Annotated in this window: 10 protein-coding genes; 7 read left to right on the top strand and 3 right to left on the bottom strand. The window is 69.6% G+C overall.

Features of this window, described 5'->3' with window-relative positions; translation table 11 throughout:
• Window positions 1-81: 81 nt before the first annotated feature.
• The 7 genes from Srubr_RS26225 (at window position 82) to Srubr_RS26195 (ending at window position 11,079) form a co-directional block, all read left to right on the top strand.
• On the top strand, window positions 82-2,319 hold the full coding sequence (locus tag Srubr_RS26225) for an ABC transporter family substrate-binding protein (RefSeq protein WP_189997409.1): 2,238 nt from the start codon (window positions 82-84) through the stop codon (window positions 2,317-2,319).
• A 134-nt stretch (window positions 2,320-2,453) separates the two neighbouring features.
• Window positions 2,454-4,361, top strand: coding sequence for a translational GTPase TypA (gene typA / locus Srubr_RS26220; protein ID WP_189997408.1), 1,908 nt, complete (start codon window positions 2,454-2,456; stop codon window positions 4,359-4,361).
• A 482-nt stretch (window positions 4,362-4,843) separates the two neighbouring features.
• Complete coding sequence (locus Srubr_RS26215) at window positions 4,844-5,884, top strand: ABC transporter permease (RefSeq protein WP_189997407.1); 1,041 nt, start codon at window positions 4,844-4,846, stop codon at window positions 5,882-5,884.
• 103 nt (window positions 5,885-5,987) lie between these two features.
• Window positions 5,988-7,781 (top strand): ABC transporter substrate-binding protein, encoded by a 1,794-nt coding sequence (locus Srubr_RS26210; RefSeq protein WP_189997406.1) that lies wholly within the window; start codon window positions 5,988-5,990, stop codon window positions 7,779-7,781.
• A gap of 109 nt (window positions 7,782-7,890) precedes the next feature.
• Window positions 7,891-8,868 (top strand): ABC transporter permease, encoded by a 978-nt coding sequence (locus tag Srubr_RS26205; protein ID WP_189997405.1) that lies wholly within the window; start codon window positions 7,891-7,893, stop codon window positions 8,866-8,868.
• Between the two features lie 14 nt (window positions 8,869-8,882).
• Window positions 8,883-9,944: an ABC transporter ATP-binding protein gene (locus tag Srubr_RS26200; protein ID WP_189997404.1), complete on the top strand. Its 1,062-nt coding sequence runs from the start codon at window positions 8,883-8,885 to the stop codon at window positions 9,942-9,944.
• 13 nt (window positions 9,945-9,957) lie between these two features.
• Window positions 9,958-11,079: an ABC transporter ATP-binding protein gene (locus Srubr_RS26195; protein ID WP_189997403.1), complete on the top strand. Its 1,122-nt coding sequence runs from the start codon at window positions 9,958-9,960 to the stop codon at window positions 11,077-11,079.
• A 100-nt stretch (window positions 11,080-11,179) separates the two neighbouring features.
• On the opposite strand, the gene Srubr_RS26190 is transcribed toward Srubr_RS26195, so the two are convergent.
• The 3 genes from Srubr_RS26190 to Srubr_RS26180 all read right to left on the bottom strand — a co-directional run bounded on the left by Srubr_RS26190 (window position 11,180) and on the right by Srubr_RS26180 (window position 13,804).
• Window positions 11,180-11,665 carry a hypothetical protein gene (locus Srubr_RS26190; protein WP_189997402.1) on the bottom strand — a complete coding sequence of 162 codons (486 nt, stop codon included), beginning with the start codon at window positions 11,663-11,665 and terminating at the stop codon, window positions 11,180-11,182.
• 137 nt (window positions 11,666-11,802) lie between these two features.
• A complete protein-coding gene (locus tag Srubr_RS26185) occupies window positions 11,803-12,543 on the bottom strand; it encodes a class I SAM-dependent methyltransferase (RefSeq protein WP_189997401.1) in 741 nt (246 codons plus the stop codon).
• A gap of 217 nt (window positions 12,544-12,760) precedes the next feature.
• Window positions 12,761-13,804, bottom strand: coding sequence for an ABC transporter ATP-binding protein (locus Srubr_RS26180; protein ID WP_189997400.1), 1,044 nt, complete (start codon window positions 13,802-13,804; stop codon window positions 12,761-12,763).
• Window positions 13,805-13,825 lie beyond the last annotated feature (21 nt).

Raw genomic sequence — 13,825 nt, 5'->3', positions numbered from 1 at the left:
TCAGTGGCGGCATAGATCTGATCAGCTCCATATACCGCCAAATGCGAGCATAAGGCCCGTGGCTCCCCGGAGGTAGCAGAAATGTCCCACGACGGCGACGCCCCCCACGCGGTCGCGGCGGGGCAGCGCCCCACCGGCGCGCGGCCGGCCACGATCCGCCCGCGGCCGCACCGCACCACGTCCCGGCCCCTTCGGCGCGGCGCCCTGCGCTCGGCCGCCTTCCTCACCGCCGGCGCCCTCGCCGTGCCGCTGCTCGCCGGCTGCGGTGAGGACGAGAAGCCCCCCGCCCCCCTCGCCGGGCAGGACATCGCCCCGGTCGCCCGGGGCCTGGTCGCCGAGGGCTCCACCCTGAAGTGGGCCGTGGACGCCCTGCCGGAGACGCTCAACACCTTCCAGGCCGACGCCGACGCCGGCACCGGCCGGGTCGCGCAGGCCGTGCTGCCCTCGATGTTCCGGCTCGACGCGAACGGCCGCCCGGTGGCCAACCCGGCCTACCTGGAATCGGCCGAGGTCATCGAGACAGAGCCGCGCCAGGTGGTGCTGTACAAGCTGAACCAGCAGGCCGTGTGGAGCGACGGCCGGGAGATCGGCGCCGCCGACTTCGTCGCCCAGTGGCGCGCCCTGTCCGGCCGGAACAGCGCCTACTGGACCGCCCGCAACGCCGGCTACGAGCGCATCGCCAAGATCGAGCGCGGCGACAGCGACCTCCAGGTCCGGGTCACCTTCTCCCGCCCCTACGCCGACTGGAAGTCGCTGTTCTCCCCGCTGTACCCGAAGGACGTCATGGGCACCCCGGACGCCTTCAACGACGGCGCCCGCCGCAAGCTGAAGGTCACCGCCGGCCCGTTCCGGGTGGAGAAGGTCGACACCGCGAACAAGGACGTGGTGCTCACCCGCAACCCCCGCTGGTGGGGCAGGCCGGCCAAGCTGGACCGGATCGTGCTGCACGCCGTGCCCCGCGACCAGCGGGCCGCCGCGCTCGCCGACGGCAGCGTGGACCTGGCCGAGGTCGACCCCGCCGACGCCCGGCGGATCGGGCTCGCGCACCGCGCGGGGGGCACCGGCACCCCGCTCCAGGGCGGCGGCCGCACCTCGGTGAAGAAACTGCGCGACTGGGCGCTCGCCCACGGCCTGGACGCCGGGGAGGACGCCGGCCGGGGCCGGCTCGGCCGGACCATCGGCCGCTACCTGGAGCAGCAGCAGGCGCTGCGGGACGTGGAGGTCCGCAAGTCGCTGGAGCCCGCCTACACCCAGCTCGCCCTCAACGGCGCCGGCGGTCCCCTGGCCGACGAACGGGTGCGCCGGGCCGTCGCCCGCGCCCTGGACCGCGGGGAGCTGGCCCGGCTGGTGCTCACCCCGCTGGGGCTGCCCGCCGTGCCCGTCGGCAGCCACCTGGCCCTGTCCGGGCAGGCCGCCTACGCCGACAACAGCGGCGCGCTCGGCGCCCCGGACGCCAAGGAGGTCCAGGCGCTGCTCGCCGACGCCGGCTGGGTGCGCGGCGGCCCGCTGAAGGAGCAGCACAAGACCGAGAAGGCGGCGGGTTCCGAGCGGCACGGCGAGGACGTCTCCGAGGGCGGCGAGGACGGCGCGTACATCGTCGGCGAGGACGACAAGGGCAACCGCCACAAGACCGCGGGCGACCAGCGCGAGCACACCGACCCGCACCTCGCCCGGGAGGGCCGGGCCGGCGGCGCCCCCGGCGCCTACGCCCCCAAGGGCACGGCCGCCCCGGCCGCCGCGCCGGCCGGACCGCTCGCCAAGGACGGCAAGCCGCTCGCGCTGCGCTTCGTGCTGCCCTCCGGCCCCGGCTCGGACACCCTGAACTCGGTCGCCGAGCGGATCTGCGCGATGCTGGAGCAGGCCGGCATCCGCGCGACGATCACCAAGGTCTCGGACGAGAGCTACTTCAAGGACCACATCGCCGCCGGGGACTACGACCTCGCCCTGTACTCCTGGCCCGCCACCGCCTTCCCGGCGACCGACGCCCGGCCCGTCTACGCCAAGCCGCTGCCCGCGGCGGACGGCTCGGTGAACGTCGAGCAGAACTACACCCGGGTCGGCACCGACCAGGTGGATCAGCTCTTCGAGCAGGCCGCGACCACCCTGGACGAGGACGAGGCGCGGGACCTGATCAAGAAGGCCGACTCCCGGATCTGGGCGGCGGCCGGCTCCATCCCGCTCTACCAGCGCCCGCAGCTGGTGGGGGTGCGCGGGAACGTCGTGAACGCGGGGGCCTTCGGGTTCCAGACTCCGGTCTACGAGGACATGGGCTTCCTGAAGAAGGGGGCGAAGGTCTCGCCCGCTCCGGAGAAGGGGTAGGACGGGCCGGGCGAGCCCCTTCGGCGGGGGCCACGTACCATGGGGTGAGGCCGTGGCGTGTCCAGCCCGGCAGGGCCCGCGCGACACGGACGTACGCGCAGGGCAGACCGCACACTCCGGGAGTACGCCACAATATGGCCACGCGCCACGACATCCGCAACGTCGCCATCGTCGCCCACGTCGACCACGGCAAGACCACCATCGTCGACGGCATGCTGAAGCAGGCCGGTGCCTTCGCCGCCCACCAGCTCGACCAGGTCGACGACCGGGTGATGGACTCGAACGACCTGGAGCGTGAGAAGGGCATCACGATCCTCGCCAAGAACACGGCGGTCAAGTACCACCCGAAGGACGGCGGGGACCCGATCACCATCAACATCATCGACACCCCCGGCCACGCCGACTTCGGCGGCGAGGTCGAGCGCGGTCTGTCGATGGTCGACGGTGTCGTCCTGCTCGTCGACGCCTCCGAGGGCCCGCTGCCGCAGACCCGCTTCGTGCTGCGCAAGGCGCTCCAGGCCCGGCTGCCCGTCATCCTGTGCATCAACAAGACGGACCGCCCGGACGCCCGGATCGACGAGGTCGTCAACGAGACCTACGACCTCTTCCTCGACCTGGACGCGGACGAGGAGCAGATCGAGTTCCCGATCGTCTACGCCTGCGGCCGTGACGGCATCGCCTCGCTGACCAAGCCGGACAACGGCACGGTCCCGGCCGACTCCACCAGCCTGGAGCCGTTCTTCTCCACGATCCTGGAGCACATCCCGGCCCCCACCTACGACGAGGACGCTCCGCTCCAGGCGCACGTCACCAACCTGGACGCCGACAACTTCCTCGGCCGCATCGCGCTGCTCCGGGTCGAGCAGGGCGAGCTGCGCAAGGGCCAGACCGTGGCCTGGATCAAGCGCGACGGCTCCGTGCAGAACGTGCGGATCTCCGAGCTGATGATGACCGAGGCGCTCACCCGCAAGCCCGCCGAGAAGGCCGGCCCGGGTGACATCTGCGCGGTCGCCGGCATCCCGGACATCATGATCGGCGAGACCCTGGCCGACCCGGAGAACCCGGTTCCGCTGCCGCTGATCACGGTGGACGAGCCGGCCATCTCCATGGTGATCGGCACCAACACCTCGCCGCTGGTCGGCCGGGGCGCGACCGGCAAGGGCGCCGACAACAAGGCGGCCGTCAAGGACCGCAAGGTCACCGCCCGCCAGGTCAAGGACCGCCTGGACCGCGAGCTGATCGGTAACGTCAGCCTCCGGGTGCTCGACACCGAGCGCCCGGACGCCTGGGAGGTGCAGGGCCGTGGTGAGCTGGCGCTCGCCATCCTGGTCGAGACCATGCGCCGGGAGGGTTACGAGCTGACCGTCGGCAAGCCGCAGGTCGTCACCAAGGAGGTCGACGGCAAGGTCTACGAGCCGGTCGAGCGCATGACGATCGACGTGCCCGAGGAGCACATGGGCGCGGTCACGCAGCTCATGGGCGTCCGCAAGGGCCGCATGGACAACATGTCCAACCACGGCTCCGGCTGGGTCCGTATGGAGTTCGTCGTGCCGTCCCGCGGTCTGATCGGCTTCCGCACCGAGTTCCTGACCCAGACCCGCGGTACCGGCATCGCCCACTCCATCCACGAGGGCCACGAGCCCTGGTTCGGCACCCTGCAGACCCGGAACAACGGCTCCCTGGTCGCCGACCGCTCCGGTGCCGTCACCGCGTTCGCGATGACGAACCTCCAGGAGCGCGGCGTGCTCTTCGTGGAGCCGGGCACCGAGGTGTACGAGGGCATGATCGTCGGCGAGAACTCTCGCTCCGACGACATGGACGTCAACATCACCAAGGAGAAGAAGCTCACCAACATGCGGTCCTCGACGGCCGATGTGACCGAGTCGATCGTGCCGCCGCGCAAGCTGTCGCTGGAGCAGTCGCTGGAGTTCTGCCGCGACGACGAGTGCGTCGAGGTGACCCCGGAGGCCGTTCGCATCCGCAAGGTCGTGCTCGACCAGCGCGACCGCGCCCGCGCCGCGAGCCGCGCCAAGCACGGCTGATCTCCCGGGTACCGAGCCCGGGTGCCCCCGCCATGGGGGGCACCCGGGCTTTTCGCAACCCTTTTTCCGGGGCCCGATGTCCGACATGCGGTGATCGGTGCCCGATAGCCATGTAACAAGTCCGTTTCGCGCCTTCTTCTGGCGAACACTTTGTCCAGATTTTGGAAGGTCTACGCGCGAGCTGTGACTGAATTGAGATCTGCGAGCGGTGGTCGGTAGTCGGCCCATGGCAGATAGTTAGCGGCGTAGCGCTCGGGTCAATGGGTCTCGCGCTGTGGGGACAGTGCCCGACTCACGAGCACCAGGGGGTGTCCGGCCCTCCGTCAGGGGTGTCGGAGGGGAGGCGGAAACCCCCTCCTGTCGGTGAACACGTGAAGTCATGAGGAGGGAACCCCAGTCGTCACGCGCGTCCGGCCGCGGTCACGCGCGTCCTCGGAGTACCCGGGTATCTCTCACACTTATACCTGCGAAACGGACGAACCGTGACAAGTCCTATCGATACAGAGGGCGGCGGGGCGCCGGCCGTCGTCTCCGGCGCGTTACGGCCGGAGCCGGGGACCCGGGCCGCCGAACTCACGGGCCGGTCGCCCGGCCGGCTGATGTGGCTGCGCTTCCGGCGCGACCGCACGGGCGTGATCTGCGCCGCCGTGGTGATCGGCTACTTCGTCGTCGCGCTGCTCGCGCCGCTGCTGGTGAAGCTGCCCGGCACCGATCCGTACACCCTCTACGGCCAGGATCCCGCCTACGCGGACCGTCCCGTGCTCGACGAATTCGGGCTTCCGCTCGGCTACTTGGGGGGCGTCTCGGGCGAGCACTGGTTCGGCGTCGAGCCGCAGTACGGCCGTGATCTCTTCGCCATGCTGCTGTACGGCATGCGCACCTCCCTGTACATGGCGCTCGGCATCACCGTCCTCATCATGCTCACCGGGGTCGTCATCGGCCTGGTCGGCGGGTACTTCGGCGGCCGCACGGACTACTGGATCGGCCGCGGCACCGACTTCTTCCTCTCCTTTCCGCAGCAGCTGTTCTTCATCGCGTTCATGCCCGTCGTGACGTCGTTCTTCGTGGACCCGCGCGAGGAGACGCCGACCTACTTCCGCGCCATGGCGATGCTGATCGTGCTGTGGCTGCTGGGCTGGATGGGCATGGCCCGGCTGGTCCGCTCCACCGTACTCTCCCTGCGCGAACGGGAGTTCGTGGACGCCGCCCGGGTCTCGGGCGCCTCGCCGTGGCGGATCGTCCGCAAGGAGATCCTGCCCAACGTCGTCACCCCGATCCTGGTGCAGTTCACGTACCAGCTGCCCAGCACCATCCTCAGCATCGCCTTCCTGTCCTTCGCCGGGGTCGGCTTCGTCGAGCCGACGCCCGACTGGGGACGCCTCTTCGCCGCCGGCGCCCGGTACGCCGAACAGGACCCGGCCTTCATGTTCTTCCCCGGGATGGCGCTGGTGATCTTCGTCCTGTGCTTCAACCTCCTCGGTGACTCCGTACGGGACGCGTTCGACCCCAAGTCCGGGCGCTAGTACGTCCGTTGGGTGGGGGTGGCTGCCGCCCCCGCCGGCCCGCCCGGCCGGCGCCCGGCAGATCTCACGGATAACAGACCCGACAGGTAGGTGGACAGCCCACATGATGTCTCAGCGTGCCCGCGCAGCGCGTGCCGTCGTGATCGCCCTCGCGGCCGGCTCCCTCGCCCTCACGGCCTGCTCGAAGAACGAGGGCGGCAAGTCCGGGAAGGACACCAAGGAGGACCAGAAGGAGGCGGCGGTCCAGTCCGAACCGGTCGTCTACGCCGACGCCGAGGGATCGACCGGACCCGCGAAGGACGTGCCCGGCGCCAGGTCCGGCGGCACGATCACCGTCTACCAGGAAGCGGGCCTGTCCCATCTGGACCCCGCCCAGATCTACGTCAACGACTCCGGCCAGGTGGCCAACCTGCTCTTCCGCCGCCTGACCCAGTTCCAGGAGGACGACAAGGGCAACGTCTCGGTCGTCGGCGACCTCGCCACCGACTCCGGCAAGTCCTCCGACGGCGGCAGGACCTGGACGTACACGCTGAAGGACGGCATCAAGGACGAGAACGGCAACGCCCTCACCTCCGCCGACGTCCGGCACACCGTCGAGCGCCAGTACGCGAAGTTCATCTTCGACGGCCCCACCTATCTGCAGACCTGGCTGAGCGGCACCGACTACCGCAAGGCCCTGCCCGGCGGCGGCTTCGACGGCAAGCACCTGCCGGCCTCGGTGCTGGACACCCCCGACGACAAGACGGTGGTCTTCCACTTCGACCAGCCGCGCCCGGACCTGCCACAGACGCTCGCCATGCACGGCTACGCCGTCGTCCCCGCGAAGGGAGACACCAAGGAGCGGTACGAGAAGAAGCCGGTCGCCACCGGACCGTACAAGGTCGCGGAGAACAAGGCCGGCAAGACCCTGAAGCTGGTGCGCAACACCAACTGGGACCCGAAGACCGACTCCGTGCGCCACCAGTACGTGGACGGCTTCACCATCCAGTTCGGCGTCACCGAGTCCACGCAGACCAAGCGGCTGCTCGCCGACGAGGGCGACAACAAGAACGCCATCCAGCTCACCGGCGGCATCGACGCCACCCAGATCCAGGACGTCATCAGGAACCCGGAAGCCAACAAGCGCACCGTCAGGGGCTACCAGCCCTACGTCATGGCGCTGACCTTCAACCTCGACCGGGTCAAGAACAAGAAGGTCCGCGAGGCCGCCGCCTACGCGGTCAACTCCAAGTCCCTCATCGCCGGCGAGGGCGGCGCCTACGGCGGTGAGGTCGCACCGAACCTCTTCGCGCCGACGCTGCCCGGCTACGAGCCCTCCTACGACCCCTACGGCCGGCTGAAGACCCCGCAGGGCAACGCCGCCAAGGCCAAGGAACTCCTCCAGGACGTTCCGGCCGCCGAGAAGAAGCTCGTCCTCGCCTACGCCAACAGCGAGCAGGGCCAGCGGCGCAAGGTCGCCCTCGAGGACGCGCTGACCAAGGCCGGCTTCGACGTCGTGGCCAAGGAGATCGACGCGGCCAGCTACTACGAGCAGCTCGGCAAGCTCGACAACCCCTACGACATGTACATCACCGGCTGGGGCCAGGACTGGCCGTCCCCGGGCACGGTCGTCACCCCGATCTACGACGGCTCGCAGGTCTTCGACGGCTCCTCCAACTACTCGCACGTGAAGGACCCGAAGGTCGACGCCCTCATCAAGAAGGCGCTGACCCAGCAGCCGGCCGAGGCCGCCAAGACCTGGAAGGAAGCCCACCACTACCTGCTGGAGAACGTCCTCCCGGCGGCCCCGCTGTGGTACGCGAAGCAGTTCCAGCTCTCCGGCTCGAACGTGGGCGGCGCCCGCTACGGCACGGTGTCCAGCCTCATCGACATCAACCGGCTGTACCTGAAGTCGTGACGCCCGGCCGGGGAGGCGGAGCGCGTCGCTCGGCGAGCGCCACGCCTCCCCGGCCGCACCGGCCCGCCCACCGTCTCCCACTGACTCCGCAGAGAGCAGCCAGCCCGCCATGGTCCAGTTCATCATCCGGCGCACGGTCGGCGCCTTCGTCACGCTGTTCCTCATCGGGGCGGCGACGTTCTTCCTCTTCGTGGCCGCACCCTCCGACTACGCCTCCCTGGCCTGCGGCAAGGACTGCTCGCCCCAGCGGCTGGCGGACATCAGGGAGGCGCTGGGGCTCGACCTGCCCCTGGCCCGGCAGTTCTGGGACTTCATGTCCGGCATCGTGACGGGCCGGGACTTCCCGGCCGGCCACTGCCCGGCGCCTTGCCTGGGCGTGTCGTTCTACTCCGGGGACATGGTCTGGAGCACCATCATGGACCGGTTCCCGCTCACCCTCACCCTGACCGCCGGCGGCGCCGTCGTCTTCCTCCTCGTCGGGATCGGCGCGGGCATGATCGCCGCCTACCGGCGCGGCACCCTGGTGGACAAGGTCGCCACCGGCGCCTCCATGGTGCTCAGCTCCTTCCAGATCTACTTCCTCGGCCCGGTCGTGCTGACGATCCTCGTCTACAGCACCGGCTGGATGGAGGACCCGAAGTACGTGCCCCTCACCCGGGACCCGGTCGGCTGGTTCGTCGGGATGGCGATCCCGGTCTGCGTGCTGGCCACGATCTTCACCGCGCAGTACACCCGTATGACCCGCTCGTCCATGATCGAGCAGCTCGCCGAGGACCACGTGCGCACCGCCCGCGCCAAGGGCATGTCCCGCAGATACGTCTTCCTGCGCTACGCCTGGCGCGGCTCGCTCATCCCCATCGTCACCATCCTCGGCATCGACGTCAGCTCCATGCTGGGCGGCGCCGTCGTCACCGAACTGACCTTCTCCCTCCAGGGCATCGGCCGGCTCGCCGTGGACGGCGCGGTCAACAAGGACCTGCCGCTGACCATGGGAGTGATGCTGTTCGGCGCCTTCTTCATCCTGCTCATCAACATCCTCACCGACATCACCTACGCGTGGATCGACCCCCGCATCCGGCTCTCCTAGGAAGACCAGCCATCGTGACCACAGTGACCAAGGCCGAGGGCGCGCCGGGCCCGGCCGGGCCGGGCGGATTCCTCTCGGTGCGCGATCTCCGGGTGACGTTCTCCACCGAGGACGGCCCGGTCAGGGCCGTCGACGGGCTCTCCTTCGACGTCGACCGCGGCCGGACCCTCGGCATCGTGGGCGAGTCGGGCTCGGGCAAGTCGGTCACCAATCTGACCGTCCTCGGGCTGCACGACCCGCTGTTCACGACCATCGACGGGGAGATCGTCCTGGACGGCAAGGAACTGCTCACCGCCACCGAGAAGGAGCTGGAGCGGCTCCGCGGCAACCGGGTGGCGATGATCTTCCAGGACCCGCTCACCGCGCTGTCGCCCTTCTACACCATCGGCCGGCAGATCGCCGAGCCCTACATGAAGCACACCGGCGCCTCGAAGAAGGCCGCCTGGGCACGTGCCGTGGAGATGCTCGGCAAGGTCGGCATCCCGCACCCCGCGGAGCGCGCCCGGGACTATCCGCACCAGTTCTCCGGCGGTATGCGCCAGCGCGCGATGATCGCCATGGCGCTGGTGTGCGACCCGGACCTGCTGATCGCCGACGAGCCGACCACCGCGCTGGACGTGACCGTGCAGGCCCAGATCCTGGATCTGCTGAAGGACCTCCAGCGGGAGTTCGGCACCGCGATCGTCTTCATCACCCACGACCTCGGGGTCATCGCCGACATGGCCGACGACATCATGGTCATGTACGCCGGGCGGGCGGTGGAGCGCGGCACGGTCGACGAGGTGCTCCGCGCGCCGCGGCACCCGTACACCTGGGGCCTGCTGAACTCCATGCCCCGGCTGGACTCCGACCTCGCCGCCCCGCTGGCACCCATCCCCGGGACACCGCCGAGCCTGCTCACCCCGCCGCCCGGCTGCCGCTTCCACCCCCGGTGCGCCTTCCGGGACCGGGTCGGCGGCGACCGCTGCGTCACCGAGAGCCCCGCGCTGGCGCCGGGCCGCTCCTCGGCGTGCCACCTCGGCGCCGAACAGCAACGCACCATCTTCACCGAAGAGATCAGGCCCCGACTGGGCTAGGAGGACAAAAGCCATGAAAGAGGACCTGGTCCTCCCCACCGCCCGCGAGGCCGCCGCGGACGCGCCGCCGGAACCCCTGCTGGAGGTCTCGGGGCTGGTCAAGCATTTCCCCGTCAAGGGCGGCTTCCCCATCAAGCGGACCGTCGGCGCCGTCCAGGCCGTGGACGGGCTGGACTTCCGGGTGGCCGCGGGCGAGAGCTTCGGCCTGGTCGGCGAGTCCGGCTGCGGCAAGTCGACCACCGGCCGGCTGATCACCCGCCTGCTGGAACCGACCGGCGGGACGATCACCTATCGCGGCCGGGACATCAGCCACGCCACGCGCAGGCAGCTCGCCCCCGTCCGCTCCGAGATCCAGATGATCTTCCAGGACCCGTACTCGTCACTGAACCCGCGGCAGACGGTCGGCAAGATCATCTCCGGGCCGATGGAGATCAACAACATCAACCCGGAAGGCGGCCGGGAGAAGCGGGTCCGCGAACTGCTGGAGATCGTCGGCCTGAACCCCGAGCACTACAACCGGTTCCCGCACGAGTTCTCCGGCGGCCAGCGGCAACGCATCGGTGTGGCACGGGCGTTGGCCCTGGAGCCGAAGCTGATCGTCGCCGACGAACCGGTCTCCGCCCTGGACGTCTCCATCCAGGCCCAGGTCGTCAACCTGCTCCAGAAGGTGCAGAACGAACTCGGCATCGCGTTCGTGTTCATCGCCCACGACCTCGCCGTCGTCCGGCACTTCTCCCAGCGCGTCGCCGTGATGTACCTCGGCAAGATCATCGAGATGGGGGACCGCGACTCCATCTACACCCGCCCGCGCCACCCCTACACCCACGCCCTGCTCTCCGCCGTCCCCGAGGTGACCCTGACGGAGGACGAGGCGCCCCGGCGCGAGCGGATCCGGCTGGCCGGTGACGTGCCGTCCCCCATCTCCCCGCCCTCCGGCTGCCGCTTCCGCACCCGCTGCTGGAAGGCCCAGGACAAGTGCGCCGCCGAGGAGCCCCCGTTGGTCCGTCTCTCCGGCAACCGGGACGGCCACCTCACGGCCTGCCACTTCCCGGAGGAGCCGACCACCGGGGCCCGGGCCGAGGACATCGTGCTGGACCCGGCACTGACGGCGCTGGAGGAGGACCAAGCGGGTTAGCGCAATCTGCTCCCAGTACGTGCGGACGCGGAGCCGATTCACGTATCGGGAAAGGAGATCCGGGCGGGGCGAGCGCGGATCTCCTTTCCGTTTCAGGGGTTCACGGCGTGACGACCCACTGCATCGCCTTCAGGGTGCTGGTCCTCTTGCCGCACAGCACCTTCTTGTTGACGGTCTTGAAGTTGCACGGCTTGTACCCGGGCCCTGCCGCGGCCAGGTAGGTCGTGTGGTTGTAGCGGAAGTCGTTGCCCCTGGTGCCGGGAGCTTCGTAGCAGTAGCGGCCCACCGGAGGCTTCTCCAGCGTCTTGTAGATTCCGAGGCAGAAATTGCCGTAGGGGTCGGCATAAGACGCGATTTGAGAGGCGACCTGCCCCCAGTACTGCGACTTTTTCTTCTGGCACGTTTCCAGGGTGACGTTCTTGTTAGGGCCGTTCCACTGGAGGCACTTGCCCGTCACCGCGCTCTTGAGATGAAAAGTGGAGGCGCCGGCATTCGCCGATGACGCAGGTCCGAGCGCCGTGAACGCGAGAGCGAGTACAGCGCCGCCCATGACCGCAGACTTGCCGAAGATTTGCACGATGGTCAACCGTTCTGTCGGCGGGAATCCCCGTGTGTTGGAGCGTGATCAACTTATTGCTCTCCGTGGTCGACCGGCAAGAATGTTGAGGAAAGCTTGAGCTGCCTGATCACCATCACGCCCGGCGGGTGGGACCCCTGATCCGGCTATGCCTTTCGCGCCACGGTGACTATCTCGGGGGAGCCGGGGGTGAGCGGCCCCCGCTCCCAGTCCCCGTACTGCTCGACGACCCGCAGACCGGCCTCGGTGAGGAAGTACTCCAGTGACCCGGCGTCGAGGAAGCGCAGTACGTTGTGGGCGGTCCTGGGCGCGGGCCAGCCGTCGCCGTCGTAGGTCTCCGTGTACCGCACCAGGCCCCGGTCCAGGCTCTCGCCCCGCACCTCGTGCCACACCCGTACCGCGGTGCCATCGGCGGCGGTGACCTCGTGCACCCGGTCCGGGGTCCACCGCTCCCAGGGCCGGGCGCCCGGATTGCGGGTCTCGAACACGAACCGCCCGCCGTCCCTCAGGGCCGCGCGGACGGCGTGCAGACAGGCCCGGATCTCCTCGTCCGTCACCAGTTCCTGGAAGGCGTGCCCGGTCATGACGGCGAGGTCGAACTCCTCCTGCCAGCGCCGCACCCGCATGTCGCCGAGCACCCATTCGACGTCGGGCCGGGCCTGTCGCGCCTGGGTGAGCATCGCGGCGGCCGGGTCGAGCCCCATCAGCCGCCCCCGGTGCCCTTCGGCACGGGCCCGCCGCAGCAACTGCCCGGTGCCGCACCCGATGTCCAGCACGGAGCCGGCCTCCCGCAGCAGACCGAGGTAGAACTCGTCCCCCGGTCCCCAGGGGTTGAGGCGGTCGTAGAGCGCGGCGAGTGAGAGATCGTCGAAGGCGTTGTCCACCACCGCGGCATTCTGACACACGGTGGGGAACGGCGCGTGGGGGAAATGGGATGCAGAAAGAGGAAAGAGGGAAGAGGAAAGAGGGAAGAGGAAAGAGGGAAGAGGGCCCGTGCCTTGGGACGGCACGGGCCCTCTTTCCCTGGAGCGGACGTTCATGGGCTCGGGTCAATGGGCCGGTGAAAGTCCGTTCCGCGAGGGGCGGCTGACGGAAAGGGGTGTGTCAGGCCGCCGCCTCGGGGTCCTTGGCGAGGCGCGGGGCGGGCACGGTGTCCGACGTCTCCGGGTAGTGGCAGGCCGTCAGGTGGCCCGGCTTGTTGCCCTCCACCTGCACCAGCGGCGGCGCCTCCGACGCGCACTTCTCGGTCGCCTTCCAGCAGCGGGTGCGGAACCGGCAGCCGGAGGGCGGGTTGATCGGCGACGGTACGTCACCGGCCAGTCGGATGCGCTCGCGCGGCTCCTCCTCCACCGTCGCCTCGGGCACGGCGGACAGCAGGGCCCGCGTGTAGGGGTGGCGCGGGTTGCCGTACAGGTCCTCGCGGTCGGCGATCTCCACGATCTTGCCGAGGTACATCACGGCGACGCGCTGGGAGAAGTGCCGGACGATGGCGAGGTCGTGGGCGATGAACACGAACGCGATGCCGAGTTCGTTCTGCACCTTCTGGAGCAGGTTGACGACCTGGGCCTGGATGGAGACGTCCAGGGCGGAGACCGGTTCGTCGGCGACGATCAGCTTCGGTTCCAGGGCCAACGCCCGTGCCACACCGATGCGTTGCCGCTGGCCGCCGGAGAACTCGTGCGGGAACCGGTTGTAGTGCTCGGGGTTCAGGCCGACGATCTCCAGCAGTTCGCGGACCCGCTTCTCCCGGCCGCCTTCCGGGTTGATGTTGTTGATCTCCATCGGCCCGGAGATGATCTTGCCGACCGTCTGCCGCGGGTTCAGCGAGGCGTACGGGTCCTGGAAGATCATCTGGATCTCGGAGCGGATCGGCGCCAGCTCCTTGCGGCCGGCGTGCGTGATGTCCTGGCCCCGGTAGGTGATCTTGCCGCCGGTCGGTTCCAGCAGGCGGGTGATCAGCCGGCCGGTGGTCGACTTGCCGCAGCCGGACTCGCCGACCAGGCCCAGGCTCTCGCCCTCGGCGACCTGGAAGTCCAGCCCGTCGACGGCCTGGACGGCGCCGACGGTCCGCTTGATGGGGAAGCCGCCCTTGATCGGGAAGTGCTTGGTCAGACCGCTGACGTCCAGGAGCGGTTGCGCGTTGCTCATGATGGTGAATCCCGTCTCGTG

This window comes from Streptomyces rubradiris, from assembly GCF_016860525.1.
Taxonomy (GTDB): domain Bacteria; phylum Actinomycetota; class Actinomycetes; order Streptomycetales; family Streptomycetaceae; genus Streptomyces; species Streptomyces rubradiris.
Note: the sequence above shows the minus strand (reverse complement) of the source record. Positions and strands in the feature narration are given on the sequence as shown.